Genomic DNA, 20,996 nt, shown 5'->3' with positions numbered 1-20,996 from the left:
CGAGGAGAGGGACGTTCGCCGAGGCGTCGGGCTCAGGTTCCGATGCGCCCGCCGCCGATCTTGCGGATCGCCATGACGGTCGGACGCACCACCGGCTTGCGGTCCGGCCAGGTCGAGATCGTGTTCGGCACGCCGCCGCCCTCGCCCGGATGCTGGATCGCGCAGAACACCGTCCGGTCGTCGGTCGAGAACTCCGGCCCGCAGACCTCGCAGCCCCTGGGGCCGCTCAGGAACTGGCGGAGATAGCCGCGGTTCTTGCCTTCGGTCGGAACGACGTGCATCGCGTCATTCGGCCGGCCGATGTCGGCGTTGCTCGGCTGCCCGTCGGTCGCGATCCAGAGGTTGCCCTTGCTGTCGAAGGCGATGTTGTCGGGAGCGCCGACCTTGCCGAGCTTGTCGGCGTCCGCGTAGCCCGCGAAGAAGGTCGCGGTCGAGGCGAGGCCCGGCTCGAGCTGCTCCGCGCTGGTCTTCAGGTCGATCGTAGGATTGCCGCAGAGCAGGAAGATCTCCCACTTGAAGCGGGTCGCCGCATGGTCGTCCCGGTCCTCGGAGAGCTCGATGATGTGCCCGCTCGGGTTGGGGACGCGCGGGTTGGCCTTGGCGCTGCCGGCGTCCGGCACGATCGAGGTCCGCGCCGTGTTGTTGGTCATCGTGAGATAGACCTTGCCGTTCACGGGGTTCGGCTGGCAGTCCTCCGGCCGGTCCATGGCGGTCGCGCCGACCAGGTCGGCGGCGAGGCGGGTCTTGATCAGGATCTCGCCCTGGCTGTCGAACTTGCCCTTCAGGGCGGGGTTCGTCATCGTGAGCGGGATCCACTCGCCGGTGTTGTCGTCGTGGAATTTCGCGACGTAGAGCGTGCCGGTGTCGAGCAGATCGAAGTTGTCGCGCCGGTTGCCCGGGTTGTAGCGGCCCTTCGAGATGAACTTGTAGACATAGTCGAACTGCTGGTCGTCGCCGGTGTAGACCACGACGCGGCTGTCCTTCGACAGGATGCAGGTCGCCGCTTCATGCTTGGCGCGGCCGAGCATGGTGCGCTTCTTCGGCACGAAGGTCGGATCGAACGGGTCGATCTCCACCACCCAGCCGAAGCGGTTCGGCTCGTTCGGCTCCTTCGCCACGTCGAAGCGGTCGTAGAACGCCTCCCAGGCCCGTCCGCTCGCGCCGCCGGTCACGCCGTAGCGCTGGTGCGCCGCCTTCAGCTCGGCGTCGGGGTTCTGGTCGTTGTTGGCGAAGTACTGGTTGAAGTTCTCCTCGCAGGTCAGCCACGTGCCCCACGGCGTCTTGCCGCCGGAGCAGTTGTTGAGCATGCCGAGGACCTTCGTGCCGTTCTTGTCGGCGGAGGTCTTCATCAGGTCGTGGCCCGCGGCCGGACCCGTGATCTCCATCTCGGTCTCGCCGGTGATGCGCCGGTTGTACTTGGAGCCGCGGATATAGGACCAGACTTCGCCCTCGAGCCGGATCTCCACGACCGAGCCGCCATGCGCGGCGATCTCGATGTCGGCCTGGTTCTTGTTCCGGCCGGGCTGGTAGCTCCGGAACATGTCCTCGCCGGACGTGTACTCATGGTTGACGCAGAGCAGCGCGCGACGCTCGCCCGCGAGCGGGAAGTAGCCGACGAAGTCGCAGTTGTAGCCGAACTGGCCGCGCTGCTTCTCCGGCGTCTGGGCGTTGGCGTTGAAGGGCGCGACGTCGTCGAACAGCGGGTCGCCCCACTTGATCAAAGCGCGCTGGCGGTAGCCCTTCGGAACGATGACCTTGTCGGCGGTGGAGGGCTTGATGGGCTCGAAGGCGAGGCCGTCGAGCGTGGCGGCTTCCGCCTCATTGGATGCGAAGGGCGCGAAGGTCGCGGTCGTCATCAGCACAGGCACGGCGGCCGCCGCGCCCTTCAGGAAGGACCGGCGCGCCATGTTGCGCGACACGATGTCCGTGAAGCTCTCGTTCTGCGGGCGCTCGCCGGGCGCGGCGTGCAGACCCGGCCGGTCGATGCCGAGCGCCTCGTCGTCAAGACCATCGATCGCGGCGTCGCGCCGATCGAGCATGTTGCCCTCTGACATGATTTCCCCGTCGCCTGCATTGGAGTTGGAACGGCTCCAATTACGGCGGCAGCCATGTCAGTCGCTTGACGGGTGGATGACGGTTTTGTTGCGCCGGCTTTGGCGGCGTCAGCGCCCGGTCCAGCGCGGCGCGCGCTTCTCGAGGAAGGCGGCCGCGCCCTCGGCGTGGTCGGGGGCGGCGCCGGCCTCGGACTGCAGCCGCCGTTCGAGCGCGATCTGCTCCTCGAAGCCGTTGCGCGCCGACGCGCGGAACGCCTCTTTGGCGAGCGCGATCGCGCTCGACGACTGGGAGGCGAGGGTCGCCGCGACGGCGAGCGCCTCGTCGAGCAGGGCGTCGTCGTCGACGACCTTCCAGATCAGGCCCCAGGCGAGCGCCGTCTCCGCCGGCAGCGGCTCGCCGAGCAGGCAGAGCGCTTTTGCGCGCGCTTCCCCGATCAGGCGCGGCAGGGTCCAGGTCCCGCCGACGTCGGGGATGAGGCCGAGCCGCCCGAAGGCCTCGACGAAGCTCGCGGAGCGGCCGGCGATCACGATGTCGGCGAGCAGCGCGAAATTGGCGCCGGCGCCCGCCGCGACCCCGTTCACCGCGGCGACCACCGGCAGCGGACAGGCGCGCAGCTTGGCGATGACCGGCTCGTAGGCCGTCTCGAGCATGCGCCCGACGTCGCGCTCCGAGGGCGGCAGGCTCGCGAAGGCGACGATGTCCTGCCCCGAGCAGAAACCTCGGCCGGCGCCCGTGAACACGATCGCCCGCGCCTCCCGGTCCGCGACGGTCGAATCGAGCGCCCCGCCGATCGCGGCGAGCAGGTCCGGCGTGAAGGCGTTGATGCGCTCGGGCCGGTTCAGCGTCATCAGCGCGACCGGCCCGCGCCGCTCGACGAGAAGGGGGGCTTCGCTCATGGACGGCTCTCCGGCGGCGCAGGCGCGCATTCAGAGCGCCGTTCCGACGGACGTGCAAGCGCGCGTCCGTCGGATGCCCGCCCCGCCCGACGGCCGGGCGCGGCCCCCTCCCAGGATCAGCGCAGCGCGCGCTCGAGGACGCGGGCGAGGCGGCCGGAGAAGGCCTTCGGGTCGGCCGGGCGTTCGCCGTCGAGGATCTTGGCCTCGTCGAACAGCAGGGCCACCGCGTCTTCGCGGAAGCCAGCCTCCTCCGCGCCGACCTTGGCCAGCGCCGTCACCAGCGCGTGGGTTGGGTTGATCTCCAGCACCGGCTTCGAGCCGGCCCCCGCGCGGCCCGCGCTCGCCATGATTTTTTCGAGCTGGCGGTCCGGCCCATGATCGGGAGCGACGAGGCACACCGCGCTTTCGGTCAGGCGATCCGAGGCGCGCACGTCCGACGCCTGGTCGCCGAGCGTGGCCTTGGCGAAGGCGATGAAGTCCGCGACCGCCTCGCTGGTCTCCGGCGCCGGCTTATCCTCCGCGTCTTCCGCCTTGATCAGCGCGAGGTCGGCGGCGCCCTGGCTCACCGACTTGAACGGCTTGCCCTCGAAGCCCTGGACGGTCGTTGTCCAGAACGAGTCGACCGGGTCGGACAGCAGCAGCACCTCGACGCCGCGGGCGCGGAAGCCCTCGAGATGCGGCGAGGCCTTGAGCTGGTCGGGGTTGCCGCCGGCGAGGTAGTAGATTGCCGTCTGGTTCTCCTTCATGTCGGCGACGTAGGACTTCAGCGACCGCCAGCCTTCGCCCGACGCCGTCGAGCGGAACCGGGCGAGCGCCAGAAGCTGGGCCTGCTTTTCGTAGTCCTCGTAGACGCCCTCCTTGAGGACCTGGCCAAAGGCCTCCCACACCGTCTCGAAGGTCGCAGGATCGTTCTCGGCGAGCTTCTCGAGATCGCCGATCACGCGGTTGGTCAGGCCCTTCCGGATCGCCGCCAGGATCGGGCTCTGCTGGATCATCTCGCGCGAGACGTTGAGCGGCAGGTCCGCGGAGTCGACCAGTCCCCGCACGAAGCGCAGATAGCGCGGCAGCAGCTCGGCGTCGTCGGTGATGAAGACCCTCTTCACGTAGAGCTTCAGCCGGCCCTTGCGCTCGGGATCGAACATGTCGAAGGGCTGCGTCGAAGGCACGAAGGCAAGCGCCGTGTATTCGTGCCTTCCTTCAGCGCGGTAGTGGATCGTCATCGCCGGCTCGTCGAACTGGCCGGCGGCGCTGCGGTAGAAGTCGGCGTATTCCTCCTTCGAGATCTCCGATTTCGGCCGCGTCCAGAGCGCGGCGCCGTCGGCGATCTCGGCGGGCTCGTCGCCGGGCTTCTCGACCAGCGAGATCGGCACCGGCACATGGCCGGACTGCGCCTTGACGATGCGCTCCAGCGTCCAGCGCTCGGCGTAGGACTTCGACTCCTCGTTCAGATGCAGCGTCACGCGCGTGCCGCGCGCGGGCGCGTCGGCGAGGTCGACGGCCGAGACCGAGAACGTGCCCTGTCCGTCCGACGACCACAGCGTCGCCGCGTCGGAGCCCGCGCGGCGCGAGACGACGTCGACGCGATCGGCGACCATGAAGGCGGAGTAGAAGCCGACGCCGAACTGGCCGATGAGCTGCGCGCTCTCCTTGCCCTGCGCCGCCTCGACGCGCTCGACGAAGGCTTTCGTGCCGGAGCGGGCGATGGTGCCGAGCGCCTCGACCATCTCGTCGGCGCTCATGCCGACGCCGTTGTCTTCAACGACCAGGTGTCCGCCCTCGGCGTCGGCGGAGATGGTGATGCGCGGCTTCGGGTCGTCGCCCAGCAAAGCGGGGGTCTGGATCGCCTCGAAGCGCAGCTTCTCGCAGGCGTCGGCTGCGTTGGAGATCAGCTCGCGCAGGAAGACGTCGCGGTCGGAATAGACCGAGTGCACCATCATGTGCAGCAGTCGGGCGACGTCGGCTTCGAACGGGCGGGCTTCGGCGGGCGTGTGGTCAGCAGGCTTGGCGTCGGCGGCGTCGGTCATCTGGTTCTCTGTCCTCGGGTCGTCCGGCGGCTGAGATGCGCCGAAGCGGCCGCAAGTTCAAGACCGCGCGGACCGTCCGCCCGCGCCCGATCGCGGCTCATCTTAAGAATGACAAGATGACCGGCGAGACAGGCGGTCGCCGTTTGTTGGCGCGCGCGCGGCCGCCATGGTATACCGCGCGCGAGGACTGCTGACGCGGCCTGGCCAGATGTCGTTCGGGGGACTATCGATGAGCATCACGTTCAAGGGCGGTCGGACCGCCGCTTTCGCGCTTGCGCTCGCCATCGCGGCGATCCCGGGCGTCGCCGAGGCCGGCAGCAAGACGCGCACCGCGGTCGGAGTGGGCTTAGCTGCCGGCGCGGTCGGACTCGCGCTGGGCGCTGCGGCCGCCAACGCCGAGCCGGTTGAGGAAGAGGTGGTCGAGGAGCGGGTGTACCGCCGTCCGCGCTGCTGGACGGAGCGCCGCAGCTACGAGGATCGCTACGGCGACATTCACATCCGCCGCGTCCGCGTCTGCGACTGAGCCTTTCCCGGCGCCACTGTCGGAGCCGAATGCACGGATGGAAGGGCGGCCCGCTCGCGGCGCCGCCCTTTTTCATGGCGCGCGGCCGGCGACAGGCGCCTGTATGCGCCTTGAACGTCGCGGGCGCCGTCGCGCTGCGAGCCCGCCGTTTTTCGCACCGCACAAATATTTCATACCGATGAGTATGAAATAGCTTGACGACCCCGCTCCCCGCTCGCTACTTGTCGGTACAGTACCGGTTGGTATGGATCAAGGTGCGACACCGGGGACACGCTATGGCGCTCTCATCCTCCAGACTGAAATCACGGCTGCTGGCCGCCGTGGCCGCGACCGCGGTGGGCGGCGGCGCGCTGTTCGTCGCCGTGCCGGCGAGCGACATGTCGGCGAACGGCGCTCCGGCGGCGGCGGTCGTCCAGGCGATTCCGGCCTCCGTCGCGCGCGTTCAGCGCCGTGACGTCGCCAAATGGGTCGAGTTCTCCGGCCGGCTCGAGGCGGTCGACCGCGTCGAGGTCCGCGCCCGGGTGTCGGGGGCCGTCGACGCCATCCATTTCCGTGAGGGCGCGCTGGTCGCGAAGGGCGACCCGCTGCTGACCATCGACCCCGCGCCCTACCGGGCCGAGGTCGACCGGGCGCGCGCGCAGGTCGCGTCGGCCGAGGCCCGGATCGCGCTCGCCAAGGCCGATCTCGAACGCGGCCAGAAGATGACGCGGCTCGAGACCATCTCGCAGCGCGATCTCGACGTTCGCGTCAACGCGCTGCGCGAGGCGCAGGCGAGCGAGCAGGGCGCCCGGGCCGCGCTGAAGATCGCCGAGCTCAACCTCGGCTACACGGAGGTCCGCGCGCCTGTCTCGGGTCGCGTGGGCCGCATCGAGGTGACCGTCGGCAACCTGATCGCCGCCGGTCCCGGCGCGCCGGTGCTGACGCATCTCGTATCCGTCGATCCGATCTATGCGAGCTTCGACGCGGATGAGCGGTCGGTGCTGAAAGCCCTCGAGTCGCTTCCCGCCGGCCCGGGCGACGTGCGAGACGGCGTCGGCTCGATCCCGGTCGAGATGGCGACGGATTCCGCGGGCTCCGCCGTGCGCGGGTCCCTGCAGTATATGGCCCCCGTCGTCGACGCCGCGGCCGGCACGGTGCGGGTGCGCGCCGCCTTCGCGAACCCGCAGGGCCGGCTGATGCCCGGCCAGTTCGCGCGCCTGAAGATGGGCCAGGCGAAGCCGGAATCGGCGGTGCTGGTGAGCGACCGGGCGGTCGGCGTCGACCAGGACAAGACCTTCGTCTTCGTCGTCGGCGACGACGACAAGGCGGCCTGGCGCGAGGTCAAGCTCGGCGCCGCGGCCGAGGGTCTGCGCATCGTTCTGAACGGGCTGGAGCCTGGCGAACGGGTCGTCGTGAACGGCTTCCAGCACGTCAAGCCCGGCGCCCCGATCGCGCCGGAGCCGGTCGCGATGGACGGCTCCGCGGCCGCCGCCAGACAGGCGTCGAACGAGACGAACTGACGAACGAACGGCGCGCGGACGGCCGGGGAGGCCGCCTGCGTGCTTCGAGACGGCCCTTCGGGCCTCCTCAACATGAGGAGGACCGAGGACGCCGTCGAAGACGTCCGGCGGATGCCGGAGCACAGACCTCCTCATGCTGAGGAGCATCGCGCCAGCGATGCGTCTCGAAGCACGCAGCACGCAACGTCGACGTCCGTAGGGCCGCAAGCCATGAACATCTCCAAGTTTTTCATCGACCGGCCGGTGTTCGCGGGCGTGCTCTCCGCGGTGATCTTCCTCGCCGGGCTGCTCGCGCTCCGGGCGCTGCCGATCTCGGAATATCCGGACGTCGTCCCGCCCCAGATCGTGGTGCGCGCAACCTATCCCGGCGCCAACCCGAAGGTCATCTCCGAGACGGTCGCGACGCCGATCGAGGAGCAGATCAACGGCGTCGAGGGCATGCTCTACATGTCGAGCCAGGCGACGACGGACGGCGTGATGACGCTCACCGTCACCTTCCAGCTCGGCTACGACCCCGACAAGGCGCAGCAGCTCGTCCAGAACCGCGTCAGCCAGGCCGAGCCCCGGTTGCCGGCGGAGGTGCGCGCGCTCGGCGTCACCACGGTGAAGTCCTCGCCTGACCTGACGCTCGTCGTGCATCTGACGTCGCCGAACGGCCGCTACGACATGACGTATCTGCGCAATTACGCCGTGCTCAACGTCAAGGACCGGCTGGCCCGCATCCCCGGCGTGGGCCAGGTTCAGTTGTTCGGCTCCGGCGACTATTCCATGCGCGTCTGGCTCGACCCGCAGCGCGTCGCCGAGCACGGCCTGTCGGCCTCCGACGTCGTGAACGAGATCCGCGCCCAGAACGTCCAGGCCGCGGCCGGCGTCGTCGGCGGCTCGCCGGCGCCCTCCGACGTCGACCTCCAGCTGTCGGTCAACGCCCAGGGGCGCCTGCAGAGCGAGGAGGAGTTCGGCGACATCATCGTGAAGTCCGGCGCGAACGGCGAAGTGGTGCGGCTGCGCGACGTCGCCCGCATCGAGATGGGGGCCGCCGACTACGCGCTGCGCTCGCTGCTCGACAACAAGTCGGCGGTCGCGGTCCCGGTGTTCCAGGCGCCCGGCTCGAACGCGATCGACATCGCCGACCGCGTGCAGGCCGAGATGCGCGACATCAAGGCCAACATGCCGGAGGGCGTGGACTACGCGATCGTCTACGACACAACCCAGTTCGTCCGCTCGTCGATCGACGCGGTCGTCCACACGCTGCTCGAGGCGGTGGCGCTGGTGGTGCTCGTCGTCGTGGTGTTCCTGCAGACCTGGCGGGCGTCGATCATCCCGCTGGTCGCGGTGCCGGTCTCGATCGTCGGCACCTTCGCGGTGATGCATCTCTTCGGCTTTTCGATCAACGCGCTCAGCCTGTTCGGGCTGGTGCTCGCCATCGGCATCGTGGTCGACGACGCGATCGTCGTGGTGGAGAACGTCGAGCGCAACATCGAGGAGGGGCTGAGGCCCCGCGAGGCGGCGCTCAAGGCGATGCAGGAGGTGTCCGGCCCGATCGTCGCGATCGCGCTGGTGCTGATCGCGGTGTTCGTGCCGCTCGCCTTCATCTCCGGCCTGACGGGCCAGTTCTACAAGCAGTTCGCGCTGACGATCGCGATCTCTACGGTGATTTCGGCGATCAACTCCCTCACGCTGTCGCCGGCGCTGGCGGCGCTCCTGCTCAAGGGCCACGACGCGCCGAAGGACCGGCTCACGCGGATCATCGACGTCCTGTTCGGCTGGTTCTTCCGCCCCTTCAACCGGGCCTTCTCGGCGGGCTCCAACGCCTATTCGCGCGGCGTCGGCGTCGCGATCGGCCGCAAAGTCGTGATGCTCGCGCTTTACGTCGGTCTGATCGCCGTCACCGGGCAGCTGTTCCGCACGATCCCCGGCGGCTTCGTGCCGGCCCAGGACAAGCAATATCTCGTCGGCTTCGCGCAGCTGCCGGACGCGGCCTCGCTCGACCGCACCGAGGACGTGATCCGCCGCATGGGCGACATCGCGCTCAAGGAGCCGGGCGTGCAGAGCGCCGTCGCCTTCCCCGGCCTGTCGATCAACGGTTTCACCAACTCGTCCAACGCCGGCATCGTGTTCACGACGCTGAAGCCGTTCGAGGAGCGCCGCGACCCCTCCTTGAGCGCCGGCGCGATCGCGCAGAGCCTCAACGCCAAGTTCGCGGGGATCAAGGACGCGACGATCGCGATGTTCCCGCCGCCGCCCGTCCAGGGGCTCGGCACCATCGGCGGCTTCAAGCTCCAGATCGAGGACAAGTCGGGGCAGGGCTACCAAGCGCTCGACCAGGCGACCAAGGCGTTCCTCGCCAAGGCCGCGCAGGCGCCGGAGCTTGCCGGCCTGTTCTCCTCCTATCAGGTGAACGTGCCGCAGCTGTTCGCCGACATCGACCGCACCAAGGCCCGCCAGCTCGGCGTGCCGATCGCGGAGGTGTTCAACACGCTGCAGATCTATTTCGGCTCGCTCTACGTCAACGACTTCAACAAGTTCGGCCGCACCTATTCGGTGCGCGTGCAGGCGGATTCCGCCTACCGCGCCCACGCCGAAGACGTCGGCTTCCTGAAGGTCCGGTCGAACTCGGGCGAGATGGTGCCGCTGTCGGCGCTGATGACGGTCAAGCCATCTGCCGGGCCGGAGCGCGCCATGCGCTACAACGGCTTCCTCGCGGCCGACATCAATGGCGGCGCGGCGCCGGGATTCTCGACGGGACAGGCGCAGGACGCGGTCGCGAAGATCGCGGCGGAGACGCTGCCGAAGGGCTTCTCCTACGAGTGGACCGAGCTGACCTATCAGGAGATCATCGCCGGCAATTCCGGCCTGATCGTCTTCCCCGTCGCGATCCTGCTCGTCTTCCTGGTGCTCGCCGCGCAATATGAGAGCCTGACGCTGCCGATCGCGATCATCCTGATCGTGCCGATGGGCATTCTGGCGGCTCTCGTCGGGGTCTGGCTGTCGGGCGGCGACAACAACGTCTTCACCCAGATCGGCCTGATCGTGCTGGTGGGACTATCGGCGAAGAACGCGATCCTGATCGTCGAGTTCGCCCGCGAGCTGGAGCTCGCCGGCGCGACGCCGCTCAAGGCCGCGATCGAAGCCAGCCGGCTGCGTCTCCGGCCGATCCTGATGACCTCGCTCGCCTTCATCATGGGCGTGCTGCCGCTGGTCACCTCGACCGGGGCGGGCGCCGAGATGCGGGCTGCGATGGGCGTCGCGGTGTTCGCCGGCATGATCGGCGTGACCGCCTTCGGCCTGTTCCTGACGCCTGTGTTCTACGTCGTGATCCGCACGCTCGCCGGCGGCCGCAAGCTGAAGGGCGCGGCGGGGCACGCGCCGATCGCGCCGCATGGCGACGCCGCGCCGGCGGCGCCTGCGCCGAACGCCCTGTCCATCGGTTGAGGGAGGCGACGAGCGGTTAAGCGTCCCCACGCACGCGTCGTCTCCCTCGACGGCGGCGGCCGCCGGTCCTCATCCCGGCGGCCGCCGAAGTCCCCTGAAGCCCGAGGGTCGCTCGTTACCCTCGACGCGACGGTCCGGACTGACTATGTCGGTGAGTGAAGTCAGGTTGAGGCCCGTCGCATGGGAAGGCCCAAAGAGTTCGACGTCGACGAGGCGCTGTGCGCCGCGCTCCAGGTGTTCTGGCGGCACGGCTATGAGGGCGCGTCGCTGACCGACCTGACGGAGGCGATGGGCATCACCCGTCCCAGCCTCTACGCCACCTACGGCAACAAGGAAGACCTGTTCCGCAAGGTGCTCGACCGCTACGAGCAGAACCATCTGTGCTTCGTCGCGCACGCGCTCGCCGCGCCCTCGGCGCGCTGCACGATCGAACAGCTGCTCAAGGGCTACGCCGACGTGCTGACCGACCCGATGCACCCGCCAGGCTGCCTTGGCGTCAACAGCGGCGTCGGCTGCGGCGGGGAGGGGTCGGCGATCCGCGACGAGCTCATCGCCCGCCGTTCGCTGAGCGAGGACACGCTTCGCGAGCGGCTGGAGCGCGCGTCCGAGGAGGGCGACCTGCCCGCGGGCGAGGACCCCGCCGACTGGGCGCGCTACGTCATGGCGGTCGGCCTCGGCATGGCCGTGAAGGCGACCTCCGGAGCCACACGAGCCGAATTGCACCGCGTGGTCGACGTGGCGCTCAAGGCGCTGCCGGCGGCGCGCCCGGTCTCCGCTCTCGGCGAACGCATCGCCGCGCCGGACCTCGCGCCCTCCTGAACCGCGCGCCGCCGACGGAGCTTCCCCAGAACCGCCGCCGTCGTCCCGGGCTCGTCCCGGACCCATTTCCGCGACGGTCGCGCGACCTTGCGCCCGGCGTGCATATGGATTCCGGGACGAGCCCGGATGACGGCGTTCTACGGACGCGCCGGTCGCCGCCTGGCCGGCGCCGTTGCAGCGGCCCCCGTCAGCGCAGCCCGCCGGCGCGCTCGATGAAGGCCGCCACCGGGTCCACGCCCTCGCCGTTCTTCACGCTCGCGAACACGTAAGGGCCGCCCTTGCGCATCCGGATCGTGTCGGCCTCCATCACCGAGAGGTCGGCGCCGACCATCCCCGCGAGGTCGGTCTTGTTCACCACCAGCATGTCGGACCGGGTGATGCCGGGGCCGCCTTTGCGCGGGATCTTCTCGCCGCCCGCGACGTCGATGACGTAGATCGTGATGTCGGCGAGCTCCGGCGAGAACGTCGCCGCCAGATTGTCGCCGCCGCTCTCGATCAGGATGAGGTCGAGCTTCGGGAAGCGCAGGTTCATCTCGGCGACGGCCGCGAGGTTGATGGACGCGTCCTCGCGGATCGCGGTGTGCGGGCAGCCGCCTGTCTCCACCCCCATGATGCGGTCCGCGTCGAGCGCGCCGGCCTCGACCAGGATGCGGGCGTCCTCCTTGGTGTAGATGTCGTTGGTGATCGCGCAGATCTCGTAAGCGTCGCGGAAGCGGCGGCAGAGCGCCTCCATCAGCGCCGTCTTGCCGGAGCCGACGGGGCCGCCGATCCCGACGCGGAGAGGTCCGTTGGCTGCGGTCATGAGCGGAAAAGCCTCGTATATTGAGTTTCATGGCGCGCGGAGCTCAGGTCCAGCCTGAAGGTCGCGCTGGCGAGGTCGTCGGCGCCGAGGCCCGCCGTCTCCGCCGCGAGGTCCCGCGCCAGCGGCGCCAGCCGGGCGACGATCATCGCGCCCGCCGTCTGCCCGATCGGCGCGAGCCGGACGCCAGCCGAGACCAGGGCCTGCGCGACCGCGAGCAGGAAGGCCGCCGCCGCGTCACGGGCCGGAACGCCGTGGCACGCGGCTGCGAGGCCGACCGCGACGGGGTAGGCGACCGGGCCGTCGAGCGCCTCGGCTGAGGCCGCGAGCCACGGGTTCGGCCAGGATGCGCAGACGACGTCGAGAAAGCTGCGGCCCTGCTGGCTGGTCTCGAGATGCAGCTCCTTCGTGGCCGCGAAGGCGAGCGCCAGCTCGTTGATCGCGATGAGCCCCGCTGCGTCCTCCGCCTCCGCCGCGCGGTGCGCGGCCTGCAGCAGGATCGCGTCGTTGCGGCCGAAGCCGAGCGCGAGCGCGTCGCCGAGCCAGGCCTCCAGCGAGGCGGGATCGGTCACGTCGCCGTCCTCCACCGCCTGCTCCAGCCCGTGGCTGTAGGCGTAGCCGCCGACGGGAAAGGCGGGCGAGAGCCAGGCGAGCAGGGTGGTTACGGCGGCCGCAGGTCCGTGCGCCGAGGACGTGTCCGCATGCTCCGCCGTCATGCCGGGCCTGCCCCGGCATCCATTCCCGCGGACCGAGCCATGCCTGGCGACACGCAGCGGAAATGGGTTCCGGGACGAGCCCGGAACGACTGCGTCAGCGGGTCGGCGTCAGTCATGCGCATGGCCATGGCCGCCGCCATAGGCGCCGGTCTCCGGGCGGAACGCCCGCCGCACGGTCCGCGTCGCGGCTCCAAGCCCCCGGACCATGTCGACCAGCACATGGTCGGGCGCGACATAGATCGCGTCTTCCGTCACCTCCGCCGGCGTGTGTCTGTTGCCGAGATGCCAGGCGATCTTGGCGAGCCTGAGCGGCGTCGCGGCGGTGATCTCGACCAGCTCCTCCTCGGCCGCGCGCACCTCGACCAGCCGCCCGTCCTCCAGCTTCAGCGCGTCGCCATGGTCGAGCGCCATGGGGCGCGGAAGGTCGAGCAGGAAGGCGAGGCCGCCGTCCGCCGTCATGGCGAGCCGCCGGCGGTTGCGGGCCTCGTGGTCGAGGGTGATCGCGTCCACGACGGCGGGGGGCTTCACCGCAGGGCGGCGGACGACGGAGACGGCGCGGGTCATGACTCGTGGACATCCCCTGCGTGCTTCGAGACGGCCCTTCGGGCCTCCTCAGCATGAGGAGCGTGGCGGATGGAAACCCCAAACCTCCTCATGCTGAGGAGCGAGCCGCGAGGCTCGCGTCTCGAAGCGCGCAGCACGTCTGAATCCGCCGTCAAAACATGAAATACCGCTGCGCCATCGGCAGCGTTTCGGCGGGTTCGCAGACCAGCAGCTCGCCGTCGGCGCGGACATCGTAGGTCTCGGCGTCGATCTCGATGACGGGCGTGGCGTCGTTCAGGATCATCGACTTCTTCGAGATGCCGCCGCGGACGTTCTCCACGGCCACCATCGGCTTGCGCGCCAGGATCTTCTCCGGCAGCCCGTCCTCGAGCGCGGCCTTCGAGACGAAGGTGAGCGAGTTGGCGAGCGGGGCGGGGCCGTAGGCGCCGAACATCGGGCGGTAGTGCACGGGCTGCGGGGTCGGGATCGAGGCGTTGGGGTCGCCCATCGGCGCCATGGCGATGACGCCGCCCTTGATCACCATGTCCGGCTTCACGCCGAAGAAGGCGGGCGTCCACAGCACGAGGTCGGCGAGCTTGCCGGCCTCGACCGAGCCGACATGTTTCGACACGCCGTGGGCGATCGCCGGGTTGATCGTGTATTTCGCGACGTAGCGGCGGGCGCGCAGATTGTCGTTGTCGCCGGTCTCGCCGGGCAGGCCGCCACGCTGGCGCTTCATCTTGTCGGCGGTCTGCCAGGTGCGGATGACGACCTCGCCGACCCGGCCCATCGCCTGGCTGTCCGACGACATCATCGAGAGCGCGCCGATGTCGTGGAGGATGTCCTCGGCGGCGATCGTCTCCTTGCGGATGCGGCTCTCGGCGAAGGCGAGGTCCTCCGGGATCGACGGGTCGAGATGGTGGCACACCATCAGCATGTCGAGATGCTCGTCGATGGTGTTCTTCGTGTAGGGCCGCGTCGGGTTCGTCGACGAGGGCAGCACGTTGGGAAGCCCCGCCACCTTCATGATGTCGGGCGCATGGCCGCCGCCGGCGCCTTCGGTGTGGAAGGCGTGGATGGTGCGGCCCTTGAAGGCCGCGATCGTGTGCTCGACGAAACCGCTCTCGTTCAGCGTGTCGGAATGGATCATCACCTGCACGTCGGCCAAGTCCGCGACGGTCAGGCAGCAGTCGATTGCGCCCGGGGTCGTGCCCCAGTCCTCATGGAGCTTGAGCGCGCAGGCGCCTGCGCGCACCTGCTCCTCGAGGCCGGCCGGAAGGGACGCGTTGCCCTTGCCGGCGAAGCCGAGATTCATCGGGAAGGCGTCCGCCGCTTCGATCATGCGCGCGAGATGCCATGGGCCGGGCGTGCAGGTGGTGGCGTTGGTGCCGGTCGCGGGGCCCGTGCCGCCGCCCAGCATGGAGGTGACGCCCGACGCCAGCGCCTCCTCGATCTGCTGCGGGCAGATGAAGTGGATGTGGCTGTCGAAGCCCCCGGCGGTGACGATCTTGCCTTCGCCCGCGATCACCTCGGTGCCGGGGCCGACGACGATGTCGACGCTGGGCTGGACGTCCGGGTTGCCGGCCTTGCCGAGCCTGACGATGCGCCCGTCGCGGATGCCGATGTCGCATTTGAAGATGCCGGAATGGTCGAGCACCACCGCGTTGGTGATGACCGTGTCGACCGCCCCTTGCGCCCGCGAGGCCTGGCTCTGCCCCATCCCGTCGCGGATGGTCTTGCCGCCGCCGAACTTCACCTCCTCGCCATAAGTGGTGAAGTCGCGCTCGACCTCGATCACCAGCGCGGTGTCGGCGAGCCTTATGCGGTCGCCGGTCGTCGGGCCGAACATGTCGGCGTAGGCGGAGCGGGAGATGCGGGCGGGCATCGGTCTAGCGGTCCCCCATGGATATCAACGTAAAATCGTCGCCATAGGCCGCTTCGCGATCGAACGTGAAGGTGGTCCTGCACCCGGCGCGCTTGTTCAGCAGGGCGATGATGGCGTCCGGCATGTCCTCGCCGTTCTCCTTGGATCGATGGGCGGCCTCGCGCATGAGGTCCTTCTCGCCGCAGACGATCCTGGGGTGTTCGGTGAGCTTCCGCACGACGACCGTCAGCCGATCGTCGTCGACGCGATAGGCGCGGCGGAGCACCCACAGCAATTCGACGACCGTGACGATGTTGACGAAGGCGGACTCGTCGGCCTCGTCGATTAGCCGTCGAGCCGCATCGGTCTGCACCCGATCGTCCGCGGCGAACAGGCGGACCAGGACATTCGTGTCGAGGCCGATCATTCCGCCGCTTGGCCGGCGCGTTCCGGCCGCCTGCCGCTTTTCGACCGCTCGTCCCTTTCCAAGTCCGCATCCATGATGGCGTCGTCCATCTCGCGGATCGACAGAGGCGGCGACCGCTTCTCGACCACGAGTCCGGCAAGGCCTTCGGTCGTGCCCGTGATGGCGTGGACGTGGACCTGCCCGTCCCACGCCAGGAAGAACTCGACCGTCGCTCCGGGCGCGATCGCGAGCCGGTCGCGCAGCTCCTTCGGCAACACCACGGCTCCTGCATCGTCGACTTTGGCCGTGAACGTGGGCATCGAAACCTCCGTCGCGCTGTACGTCAGAGATTATCACAGCTCTCCCATGACCTCCTGCCGAAATCCGAACGCCTTCCGGGCGCCGGAGAACGGGACGAGCGTCACCGTCCGCGTCTGGCCCGGCTCGAAGCGCACCGCCGTGCCGGAGGCGATGTCGAGGCGCATGCCGCGGGCGCTTGCCCGGTCGAAGTCCAGCGCCGGGTTGGTTTCGAAGAAGTGGTAGTGGCTCCCGACCTGGATCGGCCGGTCGCCGGTGTTCGCCACGCTGACCGTGACGGTCTCGGCGCCCGCGTTGAGCTCGATCTCGCCGGCCGCCGGGATGACTTCGCCCGCCGCAAGCTGCGAGGCCTCGCCGCGGATCGGGTGGTGCACGGTGACGAGCTTCGTCCCGTCCGGAAACGTCGCTTCGACCTGGATGTCGTGGATCATCTCGGGGATGCCGTCCATCACCTGGTCGGCCGTGAGCACGCCCGCGCCGGCCTCCATCAGCTCGGCGACCGAGCGCCCGTCGCGCGCGCCTTCGACCACGAAGTCGGTGATGAGCGCGATCGCCTCGGGATAGTTCAGCTTCACGCCGCGGGCGAGGCGGCTCCTCGCCACGATCGCGGCCATCGCGACCAGCAGCTTGTCCTTTTCGCGGGGCGTGAGGTTCATTCCGGCCTATCCTCGGTCGAACGGGGTGCGTGCTTCGAGACGCCCGCTGGCGCGGGCTCTTCAGCATGAGGAAGTCTGGGCCCTCCATCCAGCCGATAGACGTCACCCTCCACGCCCCTCATGCTGAGGAGCCGTCCGCAGGACGGCGTCTCGAAGCACGCAGGCGATCCCCGCGTCCTGTTCCGGGCGCTCAGCATGCCCACACCCGCGGCAGGGGGCGGCCCGTCAGCAGCGGCAGCACGGCGCGGGCGGCGTCGCGCAGCGCCTCGGACAGGCGGGCAAGCAGGCGCACGGTCAGCACGCCGTTCCAGGCGCTGACGCCGGCCTCGACGTCATGACCGAGAAGCGCCTCGCGGACGGCGTCGACCCGCGCTTCCGCGTCCGGCGCGACATGGAGCAGGGTGGCGAGCGCGGTCGCGCCGCCGCCGACCGTGCGCTTCGCCAGCAGGTCGCGGACGGGGCCTGCGAGCCGCAGCGTCTCGGCGAAGACGAGCCTTCCGCCGCGCCGCACCCGCCAGCGGTCCTGCAACAGGCCGGTCTCGACGGTTTCTCCGCGCGCCTGACGGCCGAAGGCGAGCGCCTCGTAGACGGTGAGGCGACCGTCCGCCGCGACGTCAGCCTCGAGGGTGCGGACGAGGCGCGAGCGGTCGAACAGGATGGTCTCCTGCGGCAGCCAGCTCAGGCGGCCCTCAGCGCCGACGGAAAGCCGGGTGGAGACCGTCACGTCCGCTCCGTCGGAGCGGTAAACGCGCTCCGCGCCGGGCGTCGACAGCGCAAGCGTCGCGCCGGGGCCGACCTCGGCCTCCACCGCCATCCGGTCGCCGCAGGCGAGGCCGCCGGCGATGTTGAGCAGGACGCCGTCGAGCCCGTGCTCCGACCGCGGCAGCCGCAGCCGCGACGAGCCGCTTTCGGACAGGCGGACGACGCGCGAGGCGCCGGCCGAGGCCGAGACGCCGACGGCGATCCGCCCCTCCGCGCGCTGCCGGCGGGGACCGGGCGCCCTCTCCAAAATCTCAGAACGCAAGGCGCTGGCGTACATCGTCCCCCTCGAGCGCCTTGGCGTCGCCGGCCTCGACGACCTCGCCCCGCTCCATCACGATGAAGCGGTCGGCGAGCTCCTGGGCGAAGTCGAAATACTGCTCGACCAGCACGATGGCCATGCCGCCCTTGTCGCGCAAGTAGCGGATGGCGCGGCCGATGTCCTTGATGATGGAGGGCTGGATGCCCTCGGTCGGCTCGTCGAGCACGAGCAGCTTCGGGCGCGTCACCAGCGCGCGGCCGATCGCGAGCTGCTGCTGCTGGCCGCCCGACAGGTCGCCGCCACGCCGGTGCAGCATCGACTTCAGCACCGGGAACAGTTCGAAGATCTCCGCCGGGATCGTGCGGTCCCTGCGCTTCAGCGGCGCGAAGCCGGTCTCGAGATTTTCGCGCACGGTGAGCAGCGGGAAGATCTCGCGGCCCTGCGGCACATAGGCGACGCCGAGGCTCGCGCGCTCATAGGGCTTGAGCGCGGCGATCGACTTGCCCTCGAGCAGGATCCGCCCGTCCGAGATCGGCCGCTGGCCGGTGATGGCGCGCAAGAGCGAGCTCTTGCCCACCCCGTTGCGGCCGAGCACGCAGGTGACCTCGCCCGCCGCCGCCGTCACCGACACGCCCTTCAAAGCGCGGGAGGAGCCATAATAGAGCGAGACGTCCTCGACGCTCAGCATGCGCAGGGCCCTCCGCCCGAGATCGACTGCGTGCTTCGAGACGCGCCGGCTCCGCCGCCGCTCCTCAGCATTAGGAGCGTGGAGCGACAACCATCCTCATGCTGAGGAGGCGCGAAGCGCCGTCTCGAAGCACGCAGGACCGCCGTCCCACGCCGGAGGTTGGAAGGAGCTATCCTCATCGCCCGAGATACACTTCGATGACGCGCTCGTTCGACGACACCGCGTCGAGCGAGCCCTCCGCTAGCACCGAGCCCTCGTGCAGGCAGGTGACCTTCACGCCGAGGTCGCGCACGAAGGTCATGTCGTGCTCGACCACGACGACCGAGCGGGTCTTGGCGATCTCGCGTAAGAGGTCGGCGGTGTCGGCGGTCTCCTGATCGGTCATGCCGGCCGCGGGCTCGTCGACCAGCAGCAGCTTCGGCTCCTGGGCGAGCAGCATGCCGATCTCGAGCCACTGCTTCTGGCCGTGGCTGAGCTCGCCGGCCTTGCGGTCGCGCGCGGCCGTGAGGCGCACGCGCTCCAGCAGGGCGTCGATGCGCTCCCTTTCCGTGCTGGTGCGCTTCGAGAACAGGACCGGAAACGGGCGTCGGTCGGTCTTCAGCGCGAGCAGGATGTTGTCCTCGACGGTGTGCATCTCGAACACCGTCGGCGTCTGGAACTTGCGGCCGATGCCGAGCTGGGCGATCGAGGCCTCGTCGAGCGTGGTGAGATCATGCGTCGCCTCGAACACGGCGACGCCGACATTGGGCCGGGTCTTGCCGGTTATGACGTCCATCATCGTGGTCTTGCCGGCGCCGTTCGGGCCGATGATGGCGCGCATCTCGTTGCGGTCGATCGAGAGCGACAGCGCGTTCAGCGCCTTGAACCCGTCGAAGGTGACGGAGACGTTGTCGAGATAGAGCAGCGCGTTGGTGGTCAGTCCGCCGATCGTCATGGGCCTACTCCGCCGGCGCGGGTTTTGCGGGCGGAGCGGGCGCCGCGGCGGGCGCCGACGGCAGTTCGCTCTTGCGCCTCAGGCCGAGCAGGTCGGTGACGGCGCCGACGATGCCCTTGGGCATCAGCAGCGTGGTCGCCACGAACAGGCCGCCGAGCGCGAACAGCCACAGCGACGGCAGCACGCCGGTGAACCAGGTCTTGCCGGCGTTGACCGCGAAGGCGCCGAGCGCCGCGCCGACCAGCGTGCCGCGGCCGCCGACGGCGACCCAGATCACCGCCTCGATCGAATTCGCCGGCGTGAACTCCGACGGGTTGATGATGCCGACCTGCGGCACGTAGAGCGCGCCGGCGACGCCGGCCAGCATGGCGGACAGCGTGAACACCGCGAGCTTGTAGGTCTCGACGCGGTAGCCGATGAAGCGCGTCCGACTCTCGGCGTCGCGGATCGCGACCACCACCTTGCCGAACTTCGACGTCACCACCCAGCGGCAGAGCAGATAGGAGCCGGCGAGCGCGAGCGCGGTCGCCGCGAACAGCGCGGCGCGGGTGCCCTGCGCCTGCACGGAGAAGCCCAGAATCTCCTTGAAGTCGGTGAGCCCGTTATTGCCGCCGAAGCCCATGTCGTTGCGGAAGAAGGCGAGCATCAGCGCGAAGGTCATCGCCTGGGTGATGATCGAGAGATAGACGCCGGTCACCCGCGAGCGGAAGGCGAGCCAGCCGAAGCCGAAGGCGAGCAGGCCCGGCGCCGCCATCGCCATCAGCGCGGCGAACCAGAAATGGTCGAAGCCGAGCCAGAACCACGGCAGCTCCTTCCAATTCAGGAACACCATGAAGTCGGGCAGGACCGGATTGCCGTAGACGCCGCGCGAGCCTATCTGGCGCATCAGATACATGCCCATCGCATAGCCCCCGAGCGCGAAGAACGCGCCGTGGCCGAGCGAGAGGATGCCGCAATAGCCCCACACCAGATCAAGCGCGAGCGCGAGCATCGCGAAGGCGAGATACTTGCCGAGCAGCGGGACGAGATAGTCCGGCACATGCAGCGGATGGTCCGGCGTCAGCAGCAGGTTCGACGCCGGGATCAGCACGGCCATGGCGAGCACGACCGCGAGGAAGATCCAGCCGGCCCCGTCGAGGAAGCGGTAGCGGCTCACGGGCGGGCCTCGCGATCGCCCGCGCCGGCCGAGGCGCGGCCGAGGGACGCTGCGTGCTTCGAGACGCCGGCCGTTGGCCGGCTCCTCAGCATGAGGGGGGTGGGCGCTTGAAAGACGCAGGGCTGAGGCGCGGGCGCCCCATCGACCGCTCCTTCGCTCCCGCCCCACGGCGCGGACCCTGCGTGCTTCGAGACGCCGGCCGCTGGCCGGCTCCTCAGCATGAGGGAGGTGGGAGCAGGACGAAAGGCTGATCTTGGAGGCAATCCTCCGCGCTCCTCATGCTGAGGAGCGCCGAAGGCGCGTCTCGAAGCACGCAGGGCCGGCGCTTCAGCCTTTCCGCCCGCGTCGTGAAAGCTCAGGCAGGCGATCCAGCGCTCCGGCGATAAGCGCCTCCTTCTTCGCCCTTGACCAGCCTTTGATCCGCCGCTCGGCTGCGATCGCCTCGTCGATCCGCTCGAAGCTTTCCGAGAACACGAGCTCGACCGGCCTGCGATCGGAGGTGTAGCCGCCGAATGTCCCGTCGCGGTGCTCGGCGAGCCGTTTCTCCAGATCCGCGCCCCGAGCGGAGCCGACATAATACGAGCCGTCGGCGCAGCGGAGCATATAGACCCAGGCGTTCGCCACGGCGCGGTTCCTGCGTGCTTCGA

General features: G+C 69.6%; 19 protein-coding genes. 4 read left to right on the top strand and 15 right to left on the bottom strand.

The annotated features are described in order from the left end of the window. Positions 1-32: 32 nt before the first annotated feature. From ACO2RJ_RS07765 to htpG, 3 genes are all read right to left on the bottom strand, one after another. Positions 33-2,054 (bottom strand): PhoX family protein, encoded by a 2,022-nt coding sequence (locus ACO2RJ_RS07765; protein ID WP_423267414.1) that lies wholly within the window; start codon positions 2,052-2,054, stop codon positions 33-35. A 108-nt stretch (positions 2,055-2,162) separates the two neighbouring features. Next, positions 2,163-2,951, bottom strand: a complete 789-nt coding sequence (locus tag ACO2RJ_RS07760) for an enoyl-CoA hydratase-related protein (RefSeq protein ID WP_423267413.1) — start codon at positions 2,949-2,951, stop codon at positions 2,163-2,165. A gap of 116 nt (positions 2,952-3,067) precedes the next feature. After that, positions 3,068-4,975 carry a molecular chaperone HtpG gene (htpG, locus tag ACO2RJ_RS07755; RefSeq protein ID WP_423267412.1) on the bottom strand — a complete coding sequence of 636 codons (1,908 nt, stop codon included), beginning with the start codon at positions 4,973-4,975 and terminating at the stop codon, positions 3,068-3,070. A 229-nt stretch (positions 4,976-5,204) separates the two neighbouring features. On the opposite strand from htpG, the gene ACO2RJ_RS07750 reads away from it, so the two are divergent. The 4 genes from ACO2RJ_RS07750 to ACO2RJ_RS07735 all read left to right on the top strand — a co-directional run bounded on the left by ACO2RJ_RS07750 (position 5,205) and on the right by ACO2RJ_RS07735 (position 11,248). Then, on the top strand, positions 5,205-5,498 hold the full coding sequence (locus tag ACO2RJ_RS07750; protein ID WP_423267411.1) for a hypothetical protein: 294 nt from the start codon (positions 5,205-5,207) through the stop codon (positions 5,496-5,498). Positions 5,499-5,773: 275 nt separating this feature from the next. Beyond that, positions 5,774-6,997 (top strand): efflux RND transporter periplasmic adaptor subunit, encoded by a 1,224-nt coding sequence (locus tag ACO2RJ_RS07745; protein WP_423267410.1) that lies wholly within the window; start codon positions 5,774-5,776, stop codon positions 6,995-6,997. Positions 6,998-7,207: 210 nt separating this feature from the next. Next, on the top strand, positions 7,208-10,429 hold the full coding sequence (locus tag ACO2RJ_RS07740) for an efflux RND transporter permease subunit (protein WP_423267409.1): 3,222 nt from the start codon (positions 7,208-7,210) through the stop codon (positions 10,427-10,429). Between the two features lie 180 nt (positions 10,430-10,609). Next, entirely contained in the window at positions 10,610-11,248 is a 639-nt protein-coding gene (locus ACO2RJ_RS07735; protein ID WP_423267408.1) for a TetR/AcrR family transcriptional regulator, read from the top strand. Between the two features lie 187 nt (positions 11,249-11,435). Here the strand turns inward: ACO2RJ_RS07735 and ureG are convergent, their stop codons facing one another. From ureG to ACO2RJ_RS07675, 12 genes are all read right to left on the bottom strand, one after another. Beyond that, positions 11,436-12,050, bottom strand: coding sequence for an urease accessory protein UreG (ureG, locus tag ACO2RJ_RS07730; protein ID WP_423267407.1), 615 nt, complete (start codon positions 12,048-12,050; stop codon positions 11,436-11,438). After that, positions 12,047-12,763, bottom strand: coding sequence for an urease accessory protein UreF (locus tag ACO2RJ_RS07725; RefSeq protein WP_423267405.1), 717 nt, complete (start codon positions 12,761-12,763; stop codon positions 12,047-12,049). Before ACO2RJ_RS07725 ends, ureG begins: the two co-directional genes overlap by 4 nt. Positions 12,764-12,871: 108 nt before the next feature. After that, positions 12,872-13,327, bottom strand: a complete 456-nt coding sequence (locus tag ACO2RJ_RS07720) for an urease accessory protein UreE (protein WP_423267404.1) — start codon at positions 13,325-13,327, stop codon at positions 12,872-12,874. 151 nt (positions 13,328-13,478) lie between these two features. Then, on the bottom strand, positions 13,479-15,191 hold the full coding sequence (gene ureC, locus ACO2RJ_RS07715) for an urease subunit alpha (RefSeq protein WP_423267403.1): 1,713 nt from the start codon (positions 15,189-15,191) through the stop codon (positions 13,479-13,481). Between the two features lie 4 nt (positions 15,192-15,195). After that, positions 15,196-15,597, bottom strand: a complete 402-nt coding sequence (locus ACO2RJ_RS07710; RefSeq protein ID WP_423267402.1) for a PIN domain-containing protein — start codon at positions 15,595-15,597, stop codon at positions 15,196-15,198. Next, entirely contained in the window at positions 15,594-15,896 is a 303-nt protein-coding gene (locus tag ACO2RJ_RS07705) for an AbrB/MazE/SpoVT family DNA-binding domain-containing protein (protein ID WP_423267401.1), read from the bottom strand. Before ACO2RJ_RS07705 ends, ACO2RJ_RS07710 begins: the two co-directional genes overlap by 4 nt. Before the next feature lie 33 nt (positions 15,897-15,929). Next, positions 15,930-16,550: an urease subunit gamma gene (locus ACO2RJ_RS07700; RefSeq protein WP_423267400.1), complete on the bottom strand. Its 621-nt coding sequence runs from the start codon at positions 16,548-16,550 to the stop codon at positions 15,930-15,932. A 190-nt stretch (positions 16,551-16,740) separates the two neighbouring features. After that, positions 16,741-17,589 carry an urease accessory protein UreD gene (locus ACO2RJ_RS07695; RefSeq protein WP_423267399.1) on the bottom strand — a complete coding sequence of 283 codons (849 nt, stop codon included), beginning with the start codon at positions 17,587-17,589 and terminating at the stop codon, positions 16,741-16,743. Further along, positions 17,564-18,259, bottom strand: coding sequence for an urea ABC transporter ATP-binding subunit UrtE (urtE, locus tag ACO2RJ_RS07690; protein WP_423267398.1), 696 nt, complete (start codon positions 18,257-18,259; stop codon positions 17,564-17,566). Before urtE ends, ACO2RJ_RS07695 begins: the two co-directional genes overlap by 26 nt. A 175-nt stretch (positions 18,260-18,434) precedes the next feature. Continuing rightward, on the bottom strand, positions 18,435-19,193 hold the full coding sequence (gene urtD / locus ACO2RJ_RS07685) for an urea ABC transporter ATP-binding protein UrtD (RefSeq protein WP_423267397.1): 759 nt from the start codon (positions 19,191-19,193) through the stop codon (positions 18,435-18,437). 4 nt (positions 19,194-19,197) lie between these two features. Then, positions 19,198-20,289 (bottom strand): urea ABC transporter permease subunit UrtC, encoded by a 1,092-nt coding sequence (gene urtC, locus ACO2RJ_RS07680; protein ID WP_423268932.1) that lies wholly within the window; start codon positions 20,287-20,289, stop codon positions 19,198-19,200. Between the two features lie 387 nt (positions 20,290-20,676). Beyond that, the gene (locus ACO2RJ_RS07675) at positions 20,677-20,952 is read right to left on the bottom strand and encodes a GIY-YIG nuclease family protein (RefSeq protein WP_423268931.1); all 276 of its coding nucleotides are present in this window, start codon (positions 20,950-20,952) and stop codon (positions 20,677-20,679) included. Positions 20,953-20,996 lie beyond the last annotated feature (44 nt).

Origin of the sequence: Hansschlegelia sp. KR7-227 (assembly GCF_049446035.1) — a bacterium.
In the GTDB taxonomy this organism is placed as follows: Bacteria; Pseudomonadota; Alphaproteobacteria; order Rhizobiales; family Methylopilaceae; genus Methylopila.
The sequence above is the reverse complement of the archived record's forward strand: the minus strand, read 5'-3'. Positions and strand labels throughout refer to the sequence as shown.